We start from the raw sequence: 20,059 nt of genomic DNA on the forward strand, positions 1-20,059 counted from the left end.
GCTTTGCCGCGCCATTCGCCGGAGCCGATATAGGCCTGGATGTCGTCCTCCGACAGGCGCTTGAAGCGGACGCGAGTCTCGACCAGACGCTGGCGGAAGGCCTCGCGCGGCGTGACCAGGCAGATCGCGGTGTAGACGCGGTGGTTGCGGCCCGACAGCAGCCGCAGGCACTGCGCGGCTTCGTCGACGAGGTTCGCCTTGGGCAGGATGCGGCGGCCGACCGCGACCACGGTGTCGGCGGAGAGGATGAAGGCGCCGCGGAGCTCGTCATCCAGCTGCACCGATTTGAGCGCCGCATCGGCCTTGGCCCGGGCGAGCCGATTGGCGCAGGCACGCGGCAGCTCGCCCCGCCTCGGCGTCTCGTCGACGTCGGCCGGCCGGAGCGCGTCCGGCTCGATGCCGGCCTGGTTGAGCAGCGACAGCCGACGCGGCGAACCGGAGGCAAGTACGAATTTGGGGCGGCCGAGCATCAGGTGATTTGGGGGATGAAGCGGGGTGGATTGCGCGCGGAACCTATCGGAAGGGGGCTGATTTCACAACCCGGGAACCGGAGGTGATTCAGTTGCCACCACGCGTGTGCCCTCAGTCTGTGACGCAGGTGTTACGGCAGGTCTCGTCTCCCGGACGCGTCGCGGCATTGAAATGCCGCGACGCTGAGCCGGGACCCATGGCCTTGCGCATGTGGTGAGATGGGCCCCGGCCTGCAGCGCATCGCGAAGACACAGCTGCGCTGCGTCCGGGGCTCGATCAGCCCGACGCCGCGCCCACCTTCGCGAATCGCCGGCGGATACGCATCAACAGCTGATCGCAGACCTCGCGATAGGCGGCGAGCTTCTGGTCGCGACTGCCTTCGATGGTGGTGGGATCCATGGTCGGCCAATATTCGACATCGGCCGCGAGGGTCCGCGTCAGCTCCAGGGCCTTGTGGTGCGCCTCAGGCGACAGCGTGATGATGAGGTCGAAGTTCAGCCCCTCCCAGTCCTCTAGCTCCTCGAAGGTCTGCGGCTTGTGCGCGGAGATGTCCTGCCCGAGCTCGGCCATCACGGACACCGCAAACGGATCGAGCTCGCCCTTTCTGGTCCCGGCCGATTTGACGTAGAGCCCTTGCGGAAACATGCGCTGCAACAGGCTCTCGGCCATCGGCGAGCGCACACTGTTCATCGCGCAGGCGAATAGCACGGACTGGGGATTGCTTGCGCGTGGGGGCGCAGCCATCGCTTACGCTCTTTTGTTTTTGCGCATGATCCGATCCGAAAACCGGTTCCCACTTTTCGGGATCATGCGCGCTCACCCCTTCCAATGCAGGACGGTGATGAGCGTGAACAGCCGGCGCGAGGTCTCGAAATCGACCCGCACCTTGCCCTTCAGACGCTCCTGCAGCGTGCGCGATCCCTCGTCATGGATGCCGCGGCGGCCCATGTCGATGGCCTCGATCTTGTCCGGCGTTGCGGTGCGGATCGCCTGATAGTAGCTGTCACAGATCATGAAATAGTCCTTCACGATCCGCCGGAACGGCGTCAGCGACAACAGATGCGCGACCACGGGCGTGCCGTCCTCGCGGCGAATGTCGAACATCAGGCGGTTACCGGTGATGCCGATATGCAGCGTGAACGGGCCCTGCCCTTCGGCGCCGTCGGGCGCGAACAGGTTCTGCTCGATCAAATCGTAGATCGCGATCGCGCGCTCATGCTCGATGTCGGGCCCGGAACGGCCGATCGAGTCCTCGTCGAGCGTGACGCCGACGATGCGATTGGTCGAGTCGTCCTGTTCGGGCGGCTTTGTCATGACAGATTGAGGCGCAATCCAATCGAGCGCGAATGGGCATCTAACCCCTCCGCTTGTCCGAGCGTCATCGCGGCAGGTCCCAGCGCGCGCAGCTGGTCCGGGCCGCATTTCAGGATCGAGGTGCGCTTCATGAAATCGGCGACCCCCAGCCCTGAGGAGAATCGCGCCGAACGCGCGGTCGGCAGCACGTGGTTGGAGCCGCCGACATAGTCGCCGATGGCCTCCGGCGTGTGCGCCCCGAGGAACACCGCGCCGGCGTTGCGGATCTTTGCAGCGAGCTCCTCGGGATCGACAGTCATGATCTCGAGATGCTCGGCGGCGATGGCGTCCGCGAGCGGGATGGCATCGGTGAGATTTTTCACCATGATGATCGCGCCGAAATCATTCCACGAGGCGCCTGCGATCGCGGCGCGCGGCAGTGCCTTCAGCTGCGCTGCGACGGCCTTTTCGACGTCGGCGGCAAGCCGCGCGGAATCGGTGATCAGGATCGACTGCGCGCTCGCGTCATGCTCGGCCTGCGCCAGCAAGTCTGCCGCGATCCAGTCGGCATTACCGGTGTCGTCGGCGATGACGAGCACCTCGGAGGGGCCGGCGATCATGTCGATGCCGACCTTGCCGAACACCAGCCGCTTGGCGGCGGCGACATAGGCGTTGCCGGGACCGACGATCTTGGCGACCGGTGCGATCGTCGCGGTGCCGTGCGCTAGCGCGGCCACGGCCTGCGCACCGCCGACGCGATAGATCTCGGTGACGCCGCCGAGATGGGCGGCCGCCAGCACCAGCGGGTTGAGCTTGCCGTCGGGCGAGGGCACCACCATGACCAGGCGCGCGACGCCGGCGACCTTGGCGGGCACCGCGTTCATCAGCACCGAGGACGGATAGGCCGCGGTGCCGCCGGGCACATAGAGGCCGGCGGATTCGATCGCGGTGTAGCGCCAGCCGAGCTCGACGCCGAGGGGATCGGTGAAGCGCTCGTCCGCCGGGAGCTGACGGCGGTGATAAGTCTCGATGCGGTCGCGCGCGAGCTCGAGCGCATCCAGCGTCGCGGCATCGCAGGCCTTTGTCGCGGCCTCGATCTCGGCGGCAGTGACGCGCATGGAGGTTGCGTCCAGCGTCAGCCGGTCGAATTTCTGCGTGGCCTCGAGCAGAGCCGCATCGCCGCGCCTGGCGACGTCATCGACGATCGCGCGCGCGGCGGCCTCGACGTCGGCCGAGACCTCGCGCTTGGCGGCGAGAAAGGCCGCGAATCGCTGGTCAAAATCGGCGCTGCTGCGGTCGAGACGAACGGGCATTTTAGGATGGTCTTTTGGCTGGTCTTTTGGAGCGGGCTGGCTCACCCGACCCCTGCTCAATGGCGCGGCGGCCCCCCGCCGTCAACCCTTCCACTGGTGCCGCCCGGGCGCTGGGGACCACCTCACCCCTCCCCCTCGACCCCCGCGCCCGTTCCCAGCGCGTCCGCCCCGAGGTCGGTCAGCTCGCATTCCAGGCATTCGACGTCGAGGCGGATGGCGCCGCCCTGGGCGAACAAGAGCAGGGCACTGCCACCAGGCTCCTCGTTGCGGCCGTCCCGGGGGTGAAATTCGATTCCGATGAGGTCCAAAACCTTGTCCGGCGCGGCGAGGTCGATATTGCGCGACTTGCAGGCGAGCACGCGGTCGAAGCGGAGCGCGGCGACCAGTCGGCGCGGCTCGGTCTCGCCCTCCAGCGTCTGCTCCCAGTCCAGCCGGCTCATGCCGACCACCAGCCGCTTCTCGTTCTGCCGCCAGATGATGTCGGAGGCCTGGACACGGGCGTCCTGGACATGGGTCGAGATGACCGCGAGATCATCGGCGTCCAGTGCAATCAGTTTGAGCTGGGGAGACATCGCCGGCGCTCCTCCTTCAGGATGGGGGGACTCAACGCGCGCGGGCGCCGAAATTTCCGCGACAAGCTAACGAGGCAGCGACCTAGAGGCTATTGATATCCTCCATCTCCAGCACTTTCCGCTCATATCCCTCCCGGGCGACGCGGATCATGCCGCGGCCGATCTGCTCGGTCGAAGTGACGAGCGACGGCGAGATTCGGCGCAGCACCGACCAGAGTGGCCAGGTTGCGGTGTAAACGGCCTGCACCCAGGCGGTCTTGGACCGGGCGCCGTGCAGGGGCTGGATGGCGCCGGGACGGAACATGTAGGCGGCTTTGAACGGCAGCTTGAACAGATCGTTCTCGGTCTTGCCCTTGATCCGCGCCCACATCCGCGATCCCTGCTCGGTGGAATCGGTGCCGGCACCGGTGACATAGACGAATGTCATCTGCGGATTGAGCTTCGCCAGCGCCGTCGCAGCGGCAAGCGTGAGATCATAGGTCAGGTGACGGTAGCGCTGCTCGCTCATGCCGATCGAGGACACGCCGAGGCAAAAAAAGCAGGCATCGAAGCCCGTGAGCTGCGCCTCGATCGCCGAATAGTCCGTGAAATCGTCGTGGATGATCTCGGCGAGCTTGTCGTTGCGCACGCCGGTTGGGCTGCGTCCGACCACGAGCACGCGGTCGATGCCGCGATCAACCAGGCATTCGCGCAAGACGCCCTGCCCGACCATGCCCGTCGCGCCGAAGACGATGACTTTCATCGGAACGGTCCCATCGGGCTCGCAGCTCCAACCGCGAGCCCCATCTTCTGAAGCTTTACGCCTTGAAAAAAGCTAGCAGGTCCGCGTTGATCGTCTCGGCGTGCGTGGTCGGCATGCCGTGCGGGAAACCCTTGTAGGTCTTCAGCGTGCCGTTCTTCAGCAGCTTGGCCGACAGCGGCGCGGAATCGGCGTAAGGAACGATCTGGTCGTCGTCGCCGTGCATCACCAGCACGGGCACGTTGATCTTCTTCAGATCCTCGGTGAAGTCGGTCTGCGAGAACGCGACGATACCGTCGTAATGCGCCTTGGCGCCGCCCATCATGCCCTGGCGCCACCAGTTCTGGATCACGGCTTCCGACGGTTTTGCGCCGGGACGGTTGTAGCCGTAGAACGGGCCGGCCGGGAGGTCGCGGTAAAATTGCGTGCGGCTGGCGGCGAGCTGCTTCTGGAGATCGTCGAACACGCTCTTCGGCAGGCCGCCGGGATTGGCCGCGGTCTGCACCATCAGCGGCGGCACCGCCGAGAGGATCGCGGCCTTCGCCACCCGGCTGTCGCCGTGGCGCGCGATGTAGTGCACGACCTCGCCGCCGCCGGTGGAGTGGCCGACGTGAATGGCATTCTTGAGATCGAGATGCGCGGTGAGCGCGGCGAGGTCGTCGGCATAATGGTCCATGTCGTGACCATCGGCGACCTGCGCCGAGCGGCCATGGCCGCGGCGGTCATGGGCGATGACGCGATAGCCGCGCGCGACGAAATACAGCATCTGCGCGTCCCAATCGTCCGACGACAGCGGCCAGCCATGGCTGAACACGATCGGCTGGCCCGAGCCCCAATCCTTGTAGAAGATCTCGACGCCGTCTTTGGTGGTGATGGTGGGCATTGTGGGCTCCTATGAGTAGAGACGTCATTCCGGGGCGCGCACCAGCGCGAACCCGGAATCTGGAGATTGCTGATCGAGATTTCGGGCTCATCGCTGCGCGATGCCCGGAATGACGAGAGATTGGTGATCAGGCGAACGCCATCGGCCTGAAGCGGCGCCAGGCACCGATGGTGAGCACGACGAAGAACACCAGCACGATGCCCTGCACCACGGCGAAGACCGGACCCGACGGCGGCGCCGGCGGCACGGCGGGCGCGAGCGCGGCGAGCGCCGGTACCTTCAGGAACGACTGGATCACCAGCACGAAGACGTTGAAATAGAGCGAGATCATCGCGGTCACGATGTACACCGGACGCCAGACACCTTTGAGCTTCATGCTGTAGAGCGCGAAGCAGGCGATGGCGAGCAGCACCAGGGAGATGATGCCGATGACGTGCGATGGCAACAGCTCCTTGAACGGAAACAGGAAGCCGGTGGCGCTGGTGAGAATGGTGAACAGCAGGAAGGTCGCGGTGAGGGCCGGCATCGGCTTCGAGCCTAGCAGGCCGAACATCACCACGAGGCCAGCAGCGATGGCGATCAGGCTGATGATGACATGGATCAGCGTTAGGGCTTGCAGGCTCAATCCAAGCATCATGGCATCTCTCCTACTCTCAGCATTGAGATGATGAGAGTAGTATTACGGTCCTCATCGGATTGCCACATGCGCTATCGCCGCATATGCGAAGCAAGCCATGCGCCGCCGTGCAAATTGACAACGCCTGCCCGGATTTCTTGCAGTGCTGCAACGTGCGACGGCAGGCTTTCGACGAAAGTTGAATCGAACGCCTCAACATCGGCCCGCGACCGGCGAGCCGATGTTGTTTATTTTGAGCGTCAAACTTCCTTGGTGTCGAAGATCAGCAGATCGGCGCCGCCGCTGGCGAATTTCGGCACATCGGCGCCGGTCGCCTTGCCTTCCGGGCTGCCGAATGCCGCCTGGACGTCGGCCACGCTGTCGAAGGTGAGGACGGCGACGAGATGGATTCCGGATGGTCCAGCGGGAGACGCGACCGGTCCCTTGCTCACGGCGTATTTCTTCAGGCCGGGAAGTTTCTTGGCGAGGGGAATGTGGGTCTCGGCATAGTATTTGTCGAAGGCGGCAGCATCTTTGGGCGTCTTGTAGAGCACGACGACTTCAGCCATTTGGTCCTCCCGTTGTGAATATTGTTCTTCGAAGCGCAATCGGCCTCGCGACGAAGCGATAGTCCGCAGGATGCGGCGCGATGGCAAGCCGGATTCCGCTTGCCATTCGCTTGTCTTGTCCTTGACTTATATTTTTGAGCACGATCTTGCCGGCAAACCGCTTCACACTTTGCCGGACCGTGCTCAAAGCGCCGGTTTGGCGGCGTCGCCGAGATAGCCGTGCAGGGACGCCACGACCTGGGCGCCTTCGCCGATCGCGCCGCCGACGCGCTTGACCGAGCCGGAGCGGACGTCGCCGACGGCGTAGACGCCGGGCACGGAGGTCTCCAGCGGCGCCACGAGCCGCCCCTGGTTCTGCTCGGACTGCGCGCCCGTCACGACGAAGCCGCCGCGATCGAGCGTGACGCCGCAGCCGTCGAGCCAGGAGGTGGCGGGATCGGCGCCGACGAACAGGAAGAGGTTGCGGATGTCGGCGGCGTCCTCATCCGACGACAGCCGGCTCTTCCACCGGATGCGCCGCAGCAGCGCGGCCTCGTCGCCTTCGAGCGCCGTGATCTCGGTGTTGAACATCAATTCGATGTTCGGCGTCGCTTCGATGCGCTCGATGAGATAGCGCGACATGCTGGCGCCCAAGCCGCCGCCGCGGATAATCATCAGCACTTTTTTGGCATGGCCCGAGAGGAACACGGCCGCCTGCCCGGCCGAATTGCCGGCACCGACCAGAGCCACCTCCTCGCCGGCGCAGAGCCGTGCCTCGACCGGCGAGGCCCAGTACCAGACGCCGCGTCCCTCGAACTTGTCGAGGTTCTCGATCTCAGGCCGGCGATAACGCGCGCCGCTCGCGACCACCACCGCGCGCGAGCGCAAGGGATCGCAGCCGTCGAGCGCCACCGAAAATGCGCCGTCCTTGCGCGTGCAGTCGAGCGACTTCACCGTGACGGGGATCATGATGTCGGCGCCGAACTTCTGCGCCTGGGTGAAGGCGCGTGCAGTCAGGGCCTGACCGGAAATGCCGGTCGGAAAGCCCAGATAGTTCTCGATTCGCGCACTGGCGCCGGCCTGGCCGCCGAAGGCGCGGATGTCGAGCACGGCGACGGACAGCCCTTCGGACGCCGCATACACGGCGGTGGCGAGTCCGGCCGGACCGCAGCCGACGACCGCAACGTCGTAAATGCGGTCGCCCTTCGCCCCGCCGATCATGCCGATGGCGCGCGCAAGCGCGGTCTCGTTGGGATTGCGCAGCACCGTGCCGTCAGCGGCGACGACGAGCGGCCAGTCTTCGGGCTTCGGCGAATAGCGCGCGATCAATTCGGCGGCGTCGGTGTCATGCTCGGGATCGAGCAGATGATGCGGCTGGCCGTTGCGGGTGAGAAAGCCTTGCAGGCGCACGACGCCGGTCGAATGCGACGGGCCGATCAGCACCGGGCCGCCGACGCCGCCCTGGATCAGATTGACCCGGCGCAGGATCAGCGCGCGCATGATGCGCTCGCCGAGCTCGGCCTCGGCCACCAGCAGCGCGCGCAGTCGGTCCGGCGGCAGCAGCAGCGTCTCGACATCGCCCTCGGCGCGGCCGTCGACCAGCGCCGGCTGTCCCGAGAGCTGGCTGAGCTCGGCCAAAAATTGTCCCGGCCCCTGGTCGATCACCGGGGTAACATGACCGAGCCCGTCGCGCTGAGTGATGGCGACATGGCCTTTCAGCACGACGAACATGCCGGGACCGGGCTTGCCGGTCTCGAATAGGAACTCGCCGTCTTGGTAGCTGCGGACCTCGCCGAAATGCCTGATGCGCTCGATCTCGGCGGGCGTCAGCGCCGGAAAGGTCTGCTCGGGGCGGGTGAACCGCGCCATCTGCGCGTCGCGGTCGGTTCGTTGCTGTTTGTCCTGCCCCATGGCCACTGTCATGCACTCCAAAATAATTCGAGTCGGCCTGCAACGGCCGGTCTTCACTTGCCGGACTTCAATTCCCGGTCTTGTCGGCGGCCCCCTCATCGAGGGAACCATGGTCGTCCTGCGAGGGGTCGGCGATTGCGGCGCGTTCACGCGCCTGCACCTTCCGCCGCTTCAGGTTTTCGCGCAGGGCCGATTTCAGCCGGTCCTGCCGCCCGTCCCGGCCGCGCGCTGCTTTATCGGTCTCGTCGGTCATACCTGGGCTCTTCAAGAGGGCTGCTAGCATGCCCAAGGAATACGACAGCTCAAGAGGCGAGCGCGAACCGATCGCGCGAACTTCAAAGTGGGCCGAATCCGCCGGCACGGCCAACTGGCCAGTTGGCTGGGACATCAGCGGGACCAAAATCGTTCAAAATCGGTCATTTCGGGGCAAACGGGCCGATTCCGGCCGGCAACGGCGCCGATTTTCTCAATTTGACGGGGCCGCCAAGCTTGCACATGAGGGGGCCTTGTGGCATCCATCGCCCCGCTTGGCGGGCCCGGTCGCGGCCCGATTCTGTGCCAGCATTTGCTGCCGTAGCTCAGTGGTAGAGCACTCCCTTGGTAAGGGAGAGGTCGACAGTTCAATCCTGTCCGGCAGCACCAGCTTTCCCCATTGAAGCGTGCGCAACACCGTACGGATGCCATCGTGATCAAACGTTCCCTGCCCTATGAAGGACTGCTCCACGAGATCGTCGAGCACAACGGCGTGCTCTATCTCGGAGGCATCGTTCCCGAGGATACCGCCCTCGACATGGCGGGCCAGGCAGACGACGTGCTTCGCCAGTTGAAGACGCTGCTCGAAGGGGCCGGCTCCGATCTTTCCTGTGTTCTCCAGGTGACGATCTTCGTGACTGATCTCGCCGACAAGGCCGCGCTCAACCAGGTGTGGAAGCGCTATTTCACCGCGGAGCATCTGCCGGCGCGCGCCGCGCTGGGCGTTGCGGACCTCGGCCCGGGCGTCAAGCTGGAGCTGACGGCAATTGCAGCGCGTCGCTGAGACAGGCCCATTGCATAGGACATCTTGTAGGGCTGAGCGCGGGCCTCGTCCTTCGAGACGACCGCTTCGCGGTCTCCTCAGGATGAGGCTCAGCAGCATCGATGCGTTGAACGGACAGCCACGCACTAGGTCCTCATCCTGAGGGCCCGCCAACGGCGGGCGTCTCGAAGGATGGCCGCGGGGGGAAGTCGATCCATATGCACCGGCGAGGCGCGACCGTTCGGTCATTCTGATGTCCACACATGACGCAGCGTTCTCGCGGCTGGAAGCGCCCGAGTTTTGCCCGTTTCCTTGACCCTCTTCCTTGAAGAGGGCGCAGGGAAGGCCGGGTGCCGACAGGCACCCGCGGTCCGCTGCGCGAAATGCACACGCAGGAAGAACCGCACAGCAGCATACAGGTGGTGCCGATCACTCGGCCTTCCCTGCGCGATGGTCGGACGGCTTATGCCGTGCTCTCCCGGGAGCCGAGTTCTTTCTGGCCTCCCTCGCCCCGCGAATTGATGCAGTCTGCCCGGTTGGGCTCGCTCGCATCTCCGCGAAAGGCTTGACCGTAGCAACGACGGCCAGGACCACACGGTTTTGCCGTACGCGCATTCGTCGGCGCCACAGGGTTCGACGGCATTGTGCACATCGCCATCGAAATGTCGGCGCGACGAACTGAACAGCGCCGCTCGTCCGCACGCGGGTGTCGGGCTCACAGGGACTACCCGCCCTGCCCGCCCCATCTCGTGCCGACGCTGCCGCGTCCACCGCAAGCCCGGCTCGCGATCAAGACGACCTCGAGATCGCCCCTCTTGGTGAGCCGGGATGAAGCGACACATACGCCAAAACCGAATTTCGGCAAAGTGGAATATTTTTGCGCCGGGGACTTGACGGGGCTTAGGTGCTTTGCCCGACGGGTCGCGATCGGCCGCGCAGGTAAGGTTAATCCTTCCTTTCGATTGTCGGTAAAATTTTATCCATTATCGTCTTTGTCATTCATGACGAACCAGGGGGCTCCGATAGTGCTTGCATTTTGCCTGATCGTGATTGGGACCGCGTTGCTTCTTTCCGGCATTGTTGCCTTCGGCTTCCATCGGAACTCGCTGCATTCGATGGCGTTGCTGTAGCCGCATCGAGGCGCCGGCGCGCAGGACGGGTGCGAGCCTTATGCGCCGTAGCGCGCAGCTCGTAGGATGGGTAGAGCGCAGCGAAACCCATCACGTCCTTGCAGCGCGGGCCAAAAACGATGGGTTTTCGCAAGCGCTCTACCCATCCTGCGCATCTACGCATCGTCATTGTCTTCACGCACCTGACGCGCGGTAAACCGCTCATCCGCCCGGCGCAGCCGCCGGCATAGCTCGCGGTTGATGTTCTGCAGGACGATCACATAGGCGTGGATGTCGGCCTTGTAGCAGGCGTAGAGATTCTTCGCGGTCAGCTCAAACAGCACCGTCGGCACCTCTGCGACCACCGTGGCGGAGCGGCTTTGCATTTCGATCAGCGTCATCTCGCCGAAGAAGTCGCCTCGCTCCAGAACGGAGATCGGGATGATGCTGCCCGAACTCGTCCGCTTGCTCACCGCGAGCCGACCGGATTCGACGATGAACATCGAGCGTCCCGGCTCGCCTTCGGCCACGACGGTCGCGCCGGCATCGAAGCGGCGCTCGACCAGCATCGAGATAAGGAGATCGAGCCCGGCCTCCGAAAGACCGCCGAAGAACGGCGTCGCGAGCAGGAACGTTTTCAGGTCGGGAGCGCTGACAGCCATGACCATCCTCCGCGCTGCGGAGCTATCTGGGCCTGCGCCCCTTGATCGCGTGTGCGCGCGCACTGCAGGTGATGCGGCCGTCGGCATCCGCCGGCAGGTTCGCACGGACGCGCGAGATGAGCATCTCGAGGTCGCCAGGCTTCATCGCGGCGATGGTAGGCCGAAGCGCCGGTGACTTCAGACCTGTGGTCCAGAAATCATCGAAATCTGCGAAAGTCCGGTGCACGGTGATCTCTCGCGTTTGCACCTCCTCCAGACCTGCTCCGATCCACAGGTCTTGCAACGCTTGCATTCGAGACGCGTCCATCCGCGGCGGACGGGTCGCCTCAAGACCCATGGCCTTTATCTGCTCGTAGATCGGATCAAGCGGAAAGCCGCCGCCCAACATGTCCCACATATACGTCGCGACGACGCCGCCGGGAGCAACGACTCGCACCATTTCGCTGATGCCCTTGGCGGGATCCGGAACGAACACGAGAACCAGCGCCATCACAGCCGCATCGAAGCTGCCATCGGCGAAAGGGAGTGCCATGGCATCGCCCTGGCGAAACTTTGCCACGCGCGCTCCAGGCCGAGTCCGTGCAAAAGCGAGTTGCTCTGCGGAGGGATCGATGCCCTGGACTTCGGCGGGGCTGCATCGCGCGACTAACAGCTCAGTGAAGGCCCCGTTGCCGCAACCGATGTCGATCCACCGCAAACCCGCGGGTGGTGCCATCCAGTCGAGGAATATTTCGCCGGCGAAGCGGCTCCAAATTCCCATCATCTGCTCGTAGGCGGCACCGTCGTCAAAGCGAATGGTCTGCTCTGCCATGTTGAGATCCTCCCGGCCCGATGACGATCCTTGGCGGGCGCATTCTGCGCACAAAGGTTGGGATCGGGAAAGTGTCTGGTGGACCCTGGCCCGCGTTGGCCTACTGCCGTGCGACACTCTCACCGCGCAGCGTCCGCCTCCGCCAAAGATCGGCTATCACCTTTGCGGCCGCCACAAGCACCAGCACGCACAGTGCCGCTTTCGAGATCGTCTCCATCGTCCCCTCGATCAAGAGGCAATGGACCACGCTGCCGACGACGATGACGATGGCGAGCGGGATATGGATGATGCGCCAGGTTCGCAGGCGCAGGCCCAATCGCCGGCGCAGCAGCGCCAGAAGCGCGACGATGAAGATGGCCCACATCGCGGTGACGCCGAAGGGGGAGAACGGGGTCGGCGACGCATAGGTCAGGGCGTCGATCATGTCGGGCGGGCTGGTGATCCAGAGGCCGGCGACGTGGATCACCACAGCCAGCACCAGTGTGCCGCCGATCCAATGATGGGCACGCCGCCCGCGATAGGCCGACAGGCCCGGCAGGTATCCGCCGATCAGCAGCGGCTGCACCAGCACGAGACCGAGGGCGATGATCCCGGCGAAGCCGGCGAGGATATAGACCGGACCGCGCCATGCGAGCTGCTCGCTGGTCTCGGCCAGCGCGACCGGCACGCCGATGGCCAGGGCAAGGGCGACCCAGATCAGGATCGCCCGCGCCGATCTCCACTCCGTCATTCGCTAGCCCGATCAGGCCGGCTGCAGCACGAAGTGCGCCTCGAGGCTGGTTTCCTTTGCGCTACGCATGATCGGCCGCAGAAAGACTGTCTTGAACTCGCCGCTGTCATAGGCGAGGTGGCCGTGCGGCTGGCCGAAGATGGGAATGATCTGCGGCATCTCGAGCCGGAACTTGCCGTCCTTGTCAGTGAGCGTGGCGCCGTGGCTCTGCGGCTCGTGCTCCTGCCCTTCCACCGTGTGCGCCCAGATCTGGATGCGCTGCCCGGAAAGCGGCGCGCCGTCGCCGGCGCGGCGGACGGTGCCGCTCATCCAGAAGCCGCCCTTGCCGATGCGGTCCACGATCGCCGCGCCCTTGCGGTAATTGTTCGCCCCGCCCGACATGGTTTCGGTCGGCGCGAGGCCTGCCGCACGGGCGGGCAACAGGAGGCCGGGAACGGCGGATGCCAAGACCCCGGTTGCGAGGACGGAGCCGCCCGCGACGAGCAGGCTTCGGCGGTTGAATACCGTGGTCATGTCGGTTCCTCCTGGCACCCCTGCGGCTGCCTCCGCAGGCTACAACAACAGGCGCAAAACGCCCAGTTGCGACGAAGGGCGCCAGAGGCCGCAATAACAGTGTTGTGAACGGGGACGGGGGCTGTCCGAACCTTCAAGCGAGAGTGTCTTCCTGACACTACATGTGTCCTTACGCGGCTCGCCGCGCAGATCCCCTCACGTCAGGTTTCCCACATGATACCCTTTTCCGTGCTCGACCTCGCGCCGATCCGCCAGGGCGGCGACGCGTCGCAGGCGTTTCGCAATTCGCTCGATCTCGCCCAGCATGCGGAGAAATGAGGCTACAAGCGGTTCTGGCTGGCCGAGCACCACAACATGACGGGCATCGCGAGCGCGGCGACATCCGTGGTGATCGGGCATGTCGCGGGCGGGACCAGGACGATCCGGGTCGGCTCCGGCGGAATCATGCTGCCGAACCATTCACCGCTGGTCATCGCCGAGCAGTTCGGCACGCTGGAATCGCTCTATCCCGGGCGGATCGATCTCGGGCTCGGCCGCGCGCCGGGCACCGACCAGTTTACGGCGCGGGCGCTGCGGCGCGACCTCGCCACCACGTCAGAGAATTTTCCGCATGACGTGCTGGAGTTGCAGGCACTGCTCGGCGATGTGCAGCCGAACCAGGCGATCCGCGCCGTGCCTGGGATGGGCACCAAGGTGCCGCTGTGGATCCTGGGATCGAGCACCTTTGGCGCACAGCTTGCGGCGATGCTCGGGCTGCCCTTCGCCTTCGCCTCGCATTTCGCGCCTCAGATGATGATGCCGGCGCTGCGCGAATATCGCGCCCGCTTCGAGCCATCGGCGCAGCTCGACAAGCCCTATGCGATGATCGGCGTCAACGTGTTCGCGGCCGACAGCGACGCCGAGGCCCGGCGGATGTTCTCATCGCTGCAGCAGCAGTTCATCAATTTGCGCCGCGGCACGCCCGGCCCGCTGCCGCCCCCGGTCGACGACATGGACGCGCTGTGGTCGCCGGCGGAGAAGGCCGGTGTCGGCCAGTCCCTATCCTGCTCGGCGGTGGGCTCGCCGGCCATGGTGGAAGAGAGGCTGAAGACGCTGATCCTCGAGACCGGCGCGGACGAGCTGATGACGACGGGGCAGATCTACGACCATTCCGCGCGGCTGCGCTCGTTCGAGATCGCGGCTGAGGTGCGGGAGAGGTTGGCGAAGCAGCCGGTGGTGTGAGCGGGATCGTGCTCGTCATTGCGAGCGAAGCGAAGCAATCCAGCCTGCCTCCGCAGAAACAGTCTGGATTGCTTCGTCGCTTCGCTCCTCGCAATGACGGCGGGGCTGTCTAATCCGTAAACCCGAACAGCCTGGCCGGATTGTGCACCAGGATCTTCTCCAGCTCGGCCTGGTCGCGCGCGTAGCGGTACATCAGCTCGAGCAGATCGGCGTCGTTCGGCGGCTGCTTGACCGAGACCGGATGCGGCCAGTCGCTGGCCCAGACGCAGCGGTCGGGGGCAGCCTCGATATAGGCGCGCGCGATCGGAATGACGTCATCATAGGGAGCGCCGGCCTTCGAGGTCTTCTCGCCGAGCGACAGCATGACCCAGAAATTGCCCTTGGCAAGGAGCTCCAGCATCTTGCGCAGGTTCGGATCGTTCCTGCCGGCTTCGGGATCGGGGCGCGCCATGTGATCGATCAGCACGGGCACGTCGAGATTCTCATACTTGGCGACGGAGGAAACGATGCCGTCCTTCTCCGGCTGGATCTTGGCGTACCAGCCGAGCTCGCGGATGCGCGCGATGGCGCGGGCGAAATCGGCGTCGGACAACACGGCGCCGAGCTCCTGGCGGAAGCTGAAGCGGGCGCCGCGCACGCCTGCGTCATGCAGCCTGGCGAGATAGGCATCGTTCGCCTCGGCGAACACCAGCGCATTGGCGCAGCCGCGATAGTTCGGGCCCATCGCTTTGAGCCCGTCGAGCACGACGGCATGGTCGGCGCCATAGGTCGTGGTCTGCACAATGATGCCGCGCTCGATGCCGAGCTGCTTGTGCATGCGCAGCGCCGCTTCCCAGGTCGCGGTCGGCATCCGATAGGCCGCACCGGGCCGCTCCGGATATTTCTCGATCGGGCCCAGCACGTGAAACTGGCTGTCGATGGTCTTCGGCGGCGGCGCCTTGACCGGGCGGCGCGGATTGGGATCGAACGGCAGATAGGTCGGCATGCAGGCGCTCCTTCAGTCGATCACGGCGGTGAAGTCGCACTGCACCAGCGCGCCGCCGTCCATGTTGTCCATCGGCAGCGCGTGGCGCGCGGGCCGAGAATGCTCGTCCGGAAACATCTTCAGCCACTCGACATTGACGGGGCCGCGTTGCGAGCGGTCCTTCAACCACACCGTCATCTTGATGATGTCGTCCGTGGTGCCGCCCGCGGCTTCCACCGTCGCCTTCATATGCGCGAACATGTTGGCGCATTGCGCGTCGAGGCTCTCGGGCATCGCATTGGTCGCGGGATCGCGGCCGAGGATGACGCCTGACATGACGAGATTACCGATGCGGCAGGCGTTCGGAATCGGATTGACGTGCTTGAAGCCGCCGATGTGAATGCTTCTGCGCCGCGATTGGCTCGTCATGGTGCGCTCCCTGCTTGTTGTTGCTTCAGACGAACTGGCACGACACCGAGCCGAACGCGCCGTAGTCGGCATGGAAGGTGTCGCCGCGGCGGATGTCGACCGGACGCGTGAACGACCCCGCCAGCACCACCTCGCCGGCGGCGAGATGCTCGTCGTGCGGCGCGAGGCGATTGGCGAGCCAGGCGATGCCGTTGGCGGGATGATTGAGCACGCCCGCGGCAAGCCCGGTTTCCTCGACTTCGCCGTTGCGGAACAAGAGCGCGCCGATCCAGCGCAAATCCGCATCCAGGGGACGGAAGGGCCGGCCGCCGAGCACCAGCGCGGCATTCGCCGCGTTGTCCGAGATCGTGTCCATCACCTTGCGGGTCCTGCCGGTCTCGGGGTCGACGCGGTGCATGCGCGTCTCCAGGATCTCCAGAGCGGGGGTGACGTAGTCGGTGGCGTTGAGCACGTCGAAGATGGTGCAGTCGGGCCCGCGCAGCGGCGCCTTCAGCACGAAGGCGAGCTCGACCTCGATCCGCGGCGCGTGAAAGCGGCCGAACGGGATCGGCGTCGCATCGGCGTAGAACATGTCGGCGAACAGCACGCCGTAATCGGGCTCGTTGATGCCCACCGCGTTCTGCATCGCCTTGGAGGTCAGGCCGATCTTGTGTCCCTTGATGACACGTCCGCGGCCGAGCTGGAGCTTGGTCCAGGCACGCTGGACGGCGTAGGCATCCTCGATGCTGAAATCGGGATATTCCTTCGTGAACATCGGGATCAGCGATTTCGTGCGCTCGGCCGCGTCAAGGCGCGCGGCAAGCCGTTCGATCGTGGCGGCATCCAGCATCGTCTATTGCTCCGCGGCAACGGTGTTGCGCAGCACGCCGATGCGGCTCGACTCGACCTCGACGACGTCACCCGCCTTGAGCCAGCGCGGCGGATCGAAGCGAGCGCCCGCCCCGGTCGGCGTGCCCGTCACGATCATGTCGCCGGGCTTCAGCGTCGCGAAGGTCGAGAGATAAGAGATGAGGAAATCGAACGGGAACATCAGCCGCTCGGTGGTGTCCTGCTGCCGCACCTCGCCGTTGACGCGCGTGACGATGTCGTGCGGACCGCGCGGATCGAGCTCGTCCGACGTGACGATCCACGGGCCGATGCTGCCGGAGCGGTCGAAATTCTTGCCCTGCGTGACGTTGAACTTGCCGTGGCGCAGCCAGTCGCGGATCGTGCCCTCGTTGCACAGCGTCATGCCGAAGATGTGCGACCACGCTTGCTCACGCGGGATGTGGCGGCCGCCCTGCCCGATCACGATGACGAGCTCGCCTTCATAGTCGAGCTGATCGGAAACCTTGGGCTTCTCGAGCGGCTGGCCCGAGCCGGTCATCGAGGACATGCTGCGCACGAACAGGCTGGGATATTTGGGCAGGTCCGAATTGTCTTTGTATTCTGCATTGCGCTCGGCGTAGTTGACGCCGATGCACCAGAGCTTTTCCGGCGCCAGCACCGGCGGCAGCAGGACGAGCTTGTCCAGTGCGTGGTCCGGCTTCTGCCCGGCCACCGCTTCCTGCACATAGGCAAGCGCGTTGGCCGCAATCAATGCCTTCACATCCGAATAGTCGCGGCCGATGCGCCTGGTCAGATCGACCACGCCGCCGTCGACGGCGGCGCCGTAGCGCGGCGCTCCGTCCAGGAGATAGCTCAGCAGTCGCATAGTCATTTCCTCCGATGATCTCGAGGCGGCTGGGCGGGATGACCGGCCCGCGCACTCAATCTTTCGATTTGGGAGTCTGGAACACGGTGTTGAGTGTCACGATCTCGCCGAGCCGGGCGTAGCGCGGGCCGCCGATGCGCGCGATCGGGTCGAGCGCTTTGGTCTCGACCTTGCCGTCATTCACGAGGCGGTCGCGCAGATGGAACATAACGACCTCGCCGACGATGAGCCGGCTCTTGGCATCGCCGAATTCGAGGCACTGCCGAAAACGGCATTCCATCGCAACGGGTGCTGCGGCGAGCCTGGGCACCTTGATGCGCTCGCAGGGCAGCGTCTCCAGACCGAGATGCTCGACCTCGCTGATTTCAGGCGGATGCTCGATCGATGAGTCGTGCACCGCATTCATCAGCGGCGTATCGGCGATGTGGATTACATATTCCTCGGTATCGAGGATGTTGTGCGCGGTGTCCTTGTAGTCGGCGCCCTTGCGGCCGACGCTGATGGCGAGCATCGGCGGCTTCTGCGAGACGAAGGTGAAGGCGCTGAACGGCGCGAGGTTGAGCACGCCGCTGCGCGACAGGCTGGTGACCCACGCGATCGGGCGCGGCACCACGATGCCGGTCATCAGCCGGTAGATGCGCTCCGCGCCGAGCTCGGTGGGATCGATCCGCATCGATCAATCAGCCCTGATATTGGCCTTGCGCACGACCGGAATCCACTTGGCGTCCTCGCGCACGAGGTAGGCCTTGAACTCGTCGGGCGTCATCGCGGTCGCCTCGCCGCCGAGCTTCTCGAACTTGTCGGCAATGGCCGGGTCCTTGAGGATCGCGACCAGCGTCGTGTGCAGCTTGTCGACAATTGGTGCCGGCGTACCCGCGGGCGCGAACAGGCCGGTGAAAGTCTGGCCGTCGAAATCCTTGTAGCCGAGCTCGGCGAAGGTCGGCACGTCGGGCAGTGATTTCAGGCGATGCGGGCTGGTGACCGCGAGCGGACGGAACAGGCCGGCCTTGATGTGCTGGAGGCTGACCGTGAGCTGGTCGAATGCGAACTGCACCTGGCCGCCGAGCAGATCGTTGATCGCCGGCGCGTTGCCGCGGTAATGCGCGGTGACCCATTGCAACCCGAGATTCGACTGCATCAGCTCGCTGAGCAGATGGTTGGTGGTGCCGGGACCGGGCGAGGCCATGGTCAGCTTGCCGGGCTCGCGCTTGGCGAGGTCGATGAATTCCTTGAAGCTCGTCGCCTGTACCGAGGGATGCACCTCGAGCACCAGCGGCGTCATCGAGATCGTCGAGATCGGCAGGAAATCCTTCTTCCAATTATAGGCTTCGCGCTTGTTGATCTCGGTCGCGAACAGCACCGGGCCGTTGGCGCCGACGAACAGCGTGTAGCCGTCGGGCGCGGATTTCGCGAAGGCCTCGCCCGCGATCATGCCGCCGGCGCCGGCCTTGTTCTCGATGACGAAGGGCTGGCCGAGCTTTTCCTGGAGCTTGTCGGCGATGATGCGCGCCGCGCTGTCGACATTGCCGCCGGCCGGATAGGGCACGATCAGCTTGACGTTGCGCGCCGGCCATTCCTGGCCAGAGGCGGGCCCCGCCAGCATCGCCGCCACGGCGGCAATGCCAATCCAGATTAATCTCATGTTAACCTCCCAGCAGCGCTTCCAAATTCCTTCGGTGCCCTGACGTCGTGCGGGGCAATCCAACCTCGGCGCAATCTTCAAATGCGTGCTTGTTCTGTCGAGAGAATTGTGGCGTTCTTGTCCATATTATGGACAGAACGGCACTCGCTCGCAATGCAACAGAACCGCGCGAGGGCGCGCAGGCGATCCGCCGCGCGCTCGCCGTGCTGCGCATTTTGGCCGCAGGGCGCGAGGACGGCGTTCCCCTGGCCGAAGTGGTCCGGGCCACCGGCCTCACCCGCCCGACCGTGCATCGCATCGTCCACGTGCTGATCGAGGAAGGCATCGTCGAGCGGCACGAGCGGACCGGCCGCTATGCGATCGGCAACCAGGTGCCGGAGCTGGCGCTCGCGCGTCCGCGGCCGTCGCGGCTGTTGGTTGCCGCCAATCCATCGCTGCGGCGCGCCTCCTCCGAGATCGGCGACACGCTGTTCCTGACGGTGCGCACCGGCAACGACACGCTGTGCGTCGACCGCAGGATCGGGGTCTATCCGATCCAGGTGCTGTCGATCGAGGTCGGCGCGCGCCGGCCGCTCGGCGTCTCCAGCGCGGGTGTTGCGATCCTCGCCGCGATGCCGGCACAGGACGCGCGCAAGATCGTCGCGGCGAACGAGAAGAGGTTCGAGGCCTACCGGACCGATGTGGCGACGGTGATGGGCGAGGTGACGGCCGCAAGACGGCTGGGCTACGGCAAGCGGGAGATCGGCCTCGTGCAGGGCACGAAATCGATCTCGACCTGGATCAAGACGGCGGACGGCCAGCCGGCGGCGGCGATGACGGTCTCCGCCGTTCGCACGAGGCTCGGCCCGCGCCGCGAGCAGGAGGTCGCCGAGATATTACTGCGCGAGGCGCGGATCATCGAGCAGGCGATCGGCGGTTAGGCGG

At 65.3% G+C, this 20,059-nt stretch carries 23 protein-coding genes, 1 tRNA gene and 1 pseudogene; 4 read left to right on the forward strand and 21 right to left on the reverse strand.

What is annotated here, in order from left to right; translation table 11 throughout:
• The 11 genes from SE91_RS28380 to SE91_RS28430 form a co-directional block, all read right to left on the reverse strand.
• Positions 1–470: Maf family protein (locus tag SE91_RS28380; protein ID WP_061851380.1), on the reverse strand; the 470-nt coding region annotated here is incomplete at its 3' end.
• A gap of 277 nt (positions 471–747) precedes the next feature.
• Positions 748–1,215 carry an arsenate-mycothiol transferase ArsC gene (locus SE91_RS28385; protein WP_061850002.1) on the reverse strand — a complete coding sequence of 156 codons (468 nt, stop codon included), beginning with the start codon at positions 1,213–1,215 and terminating at the stop codon, positions 748–750.
• A 72-nt stretch (positions 1,216–1,287) separates the two neighbouring features.
• Positions 1,288–1,785: a UPF0262 family protein gene (locus SE91_RS28390; RefSeq protein ID WP_008543010.1), complete on the reverse strand. Its 498-nt coding sequence runs from the start codon at positions 1,783–1,785 to the stop codon at positions 1,288–1,290.
• Positions 1,782–3,077 (reverse strand): histidinol dehydrogenase, encoded by a 1,296-nt coding sequence (gene hisD, locus SE91_RS28395; protein ID WP_061850003.1) that lies wholly within the window; start codon positions 3,075–3,077, stop codon positions 1,782–1,784. Before hisD ends, SE91_RS28390 begins: the two co-directional genes overlap by 4 nt.
• Before the next feature lie 122 nt (positions 3,078–3,199).
• Positions 3,200–3,649: a DUF2948 family protein gene (locus SE91_RS28400; protein ID WP_061850004.1), complete on the reverse strand. Its 450-nt coding sequence runs from the start codon at positions 3,647–3,649 to the stop codon at positions 3,200–3,202.
• 82 nt (positions 3,650–3,731) lie between these two features.
• Complete coding sequence (locus tag SE91_RS28405) at positions 3,732–4,391, reverse strand: NAD(P)H-binding protein (RefSeq protein ID WP_061850005.1); 660 nt, start codon at positions 4,389–4,391, stop codon at positions 3,732–3,734.
• A 55-nt stretch (positions 4,392–4,446) separates the two neighbouring features.
• On the reverse strand, positions 4,447–5,271 hold the full coding sequence (locus SE91_RS28410; protein ID WP_060734704.1) for an alpha/beta fold hydrolase: 825 nt from the start codon (positions 5,269–5,271) through the stop codon (positions 4,447–4,449).
• 127 nt (positions 5,272–5,398) lie between these two features.
• Positions 5,399–5,908, reverse strand: coding sequence for a hypothetical protein (locus SE91_RS28415; RefSeq protein ID WP_061850006.1), 510 nt, complete (start codon positions 5,906–5,908; stop codon positions 5,399–5,401).
• A gap of 239 nt (positions 5,909–6,147) precedes the next feature.
• A complete protein-coding gene (locus SE91_RS28420) occupies positions 6,148–6,456 on the reverse strand; it encodes an EthD family reductase (protein WP_061850007.1) in 309 nt (102 codons plus the stop codon).
• A gap of 183 nt (positions 6,457–6,639) precedes the next feature.
• Positions 6,640–8,346: an FAD-dependent oxidoreductase gene (locus tag SE91_RS28425; protein WP_061850008.1), complete on the reverse strand. Its 1,707-nt coding sequence runs from the start codon at positions 8,344–8,346 to the stop codon at positions 6,640–6,642.
• Between the two features lie 67 nt (positions 8,347–8,413).
• Entirely contained in the window at positions 8,414–8,599 is a 186-nt protein-coding gene (locus tag SE91_RS28430) for a hypothetical protein (RefSeq protein ID WP_060737478.1), read from the reverse strand.
• Between the two features lie 314 nt (positions 8,600–8,913).
• Here SE91_RS28430 and SE91_RS28435 point away from each other — a divergent pair.
• Together SE91_RS28435 and SE91_RS28440 are read left to right on the forward strand one after the other, a co-directional pair.
• Positions 8,914–8,988: transfer RNA gene (locus tag SE91_RS28435), tRNA-Thr, on the forward strand.
• Positions 8,989–9,031: 43 nt separating this feature from the next.
• Positions 9,032–9,382, forward strand: coding sequence for a RidA family protein (locus SE91_RS28440; protein WP_082813942.1), 351 nt, complete (start codon positions 9,032–9,034; stop codon positions 9,380–9,382).
• Between the two features lie 1,264 nt (positions 9,383–10,646).
• Here the strand turns inward: SE91_RS28440 and SE91_RS28445 are convergent.
• From SE91_RS28445 to SE91_RS28460, 4 genes are all read right to left on the reverse strand, one after another.
• Positions 10,647–11,132: a cyclic nucleotide-binding domain-containing protein gene (locus tag SE91_RS28445; protein ID WP_061851381.1), complete on the reverse strand. Its 486-nt coding sequence runs from the start codon at positions 11,130–11,132 to the stop codon at positions 10,647–10,649.
• Between the two features lie 22 nt (positions 11,133–11,154).
• A complete protein-coding gene (locus tag SE91_RS28450) occupies positions 11,155–11,943 on the reverse strand; it encodes a class I SAM-dependent methyltransferase (RefSeq protein WP_061850010.1) in 789 nt (262 codons plus the stop codon).
• A 100-nt stretch (positions 11,944–12,043) separates the two neighbouring features.
• Positions 12,044–12,673, reverse strand: a complete 630-nt coding sequence (locus SE91_RS28455; RefSeq protein WP_061850011.1) for a ferric reductase-like transmembrane domain-containing protein — start codon at positions 12,671–12,673, stop codon at positions 12,044–12,046.
• A 12-nt stretch (positions 12,674–12,685) separates the two neighbouring features.
• Positions 12,686–13,186 carry a peptidase associated/transthyretin-like domain-containing protein gene (locus SE91_RS28460; RefSeq protein ID WP_061850012.1) on the reverse strand — a complete coding sequence of 167 codons (501 nt, stop codon included), beginning with the start codon at positions 13,184–13,186 and terminating at the stop codon, positions 12,686–12,688.
• 213 nt (positions 13,187–13,399) lie between these two features.
• On the opposite strand from SE91_RS28460, the pseudogene SE91_RS28465 reads away from it, so the two are divergent.
• Positions 13,400–14,407: pseudogene (locus SE91_RS28465) on the forward strand (LLM class flavin-dependent oxidoreductase).
• Positions 14,408–14,516: 109 nt separating this feature from the next.
• Here the strand turns inward: SE91_RS28465 and SE91_RS28470 are convergent.
• Genes SE91_RS28470 through SE91_RS28495 form a run of 6 tightly spaced genes read right to left on the reverse strand, consistent with a single transcriptional unit; the run spans position 14,517 to position 19,135 of the window.
• On the reverse strand, positions 14,517–15,392 hold the full coding sequence (locus SE91_RS28470; protein WP_061850013.1) for an amidohydrolase family protein: 876 nt from the start codon (positions 15,390–15,392) through the stop codon (positions 14,517–14,519).
• A gap of 12 nt (positions 15,393–15,404) precedes the next feature.
• Positions 15,405–15,800 carry a RidA family protein gene (locus SE91_RS28475; protein ID WP_061850014.1) on the reverse strand — a complete coding sequence of 132 codons (396 nt, stop codon included), beginning with the start codon at positions 15,798–15,800 and terminating at the stop codon, positions 15,405–15,407.
• 25 nt (positions 15,801–15,825) lie between these two features.
• The gene (hpaH, locus tag SE91_RS28480) at positions 15,826–16,629 is read right to left on the reverse strand and encodes a 2-oxo-hept-4-ene-1,7-dioate hydratase (RefSeq protein WP_061850015.1); all 804 of its coding nucleotides are present in this window, start codon (positions 16,627–16,629) and stop codon (positions 15,826–15,828) included.
• A gap of 3 nt (positions 16,630–16,632) precedes the next feature.
• Entirely contained in the window at positions 16,633–17,493 is an 861-nt protein-coding gene (locus SE91_RS28485) for a fumarylacetoacetate hydrolase family protein (RefSeq protein ID WP_061850016.1), read from the reverse strand.
• A 55-nt stretch (positions 17,494–17,548) separates the two neighbouring features.
• The gene (locus tag SE91_RS28490) at positions 17,549–18,166 is read right to left on the reverse strand and encodes a flavin reductase family protein (RefSeq protein WP_061850017.1); all 618 of its coding nucleotides are present in this window, start codon (positions 18,164–18,166) and stop codon (positions 17,549–17,551) included.
• Positions 18,167–18,169: 3 nt separating this feature from the next.
• Entirely contained in the window at positions 18,170–19,135 is a 966-nt protein-coding gene (locus tag SE91_RS28495) for a Bug family tripartite tricarboxylate transporter substrate binding protein (RefSeq protein WP_061850018.1), read from the reverse strand.
• 128 nt (positions 19,136–19,263) lie between these two features.
• Between SE91_RS28495 and SE91_RS28500 the strand changes: the two genes are divergently transcribed.
• On the forward strand, positions 19,264–20,055 hold the full coding sequence (locus tag SE91_RS28500) for an IclR family transcriptional regulator (RefSeq protein ID WP_060734700.1): 792 nt from the start codon (positions 19,264–19,266) through the stop codon (positions 20,053–20,055).
• Positions 20,056–20,059: the final 4 nt, after the last annotated feature.

The sequence above is a fragment of the Bradyrhizobium sp. DOA1 genome (assembly GCF_001593325.1).
Classification (GTDB): Bacteria; Pseudomonadota; Alphaproteobacteria; order Rhizobiales; family Xanthobacteraceae; genus Bradyrhizobium.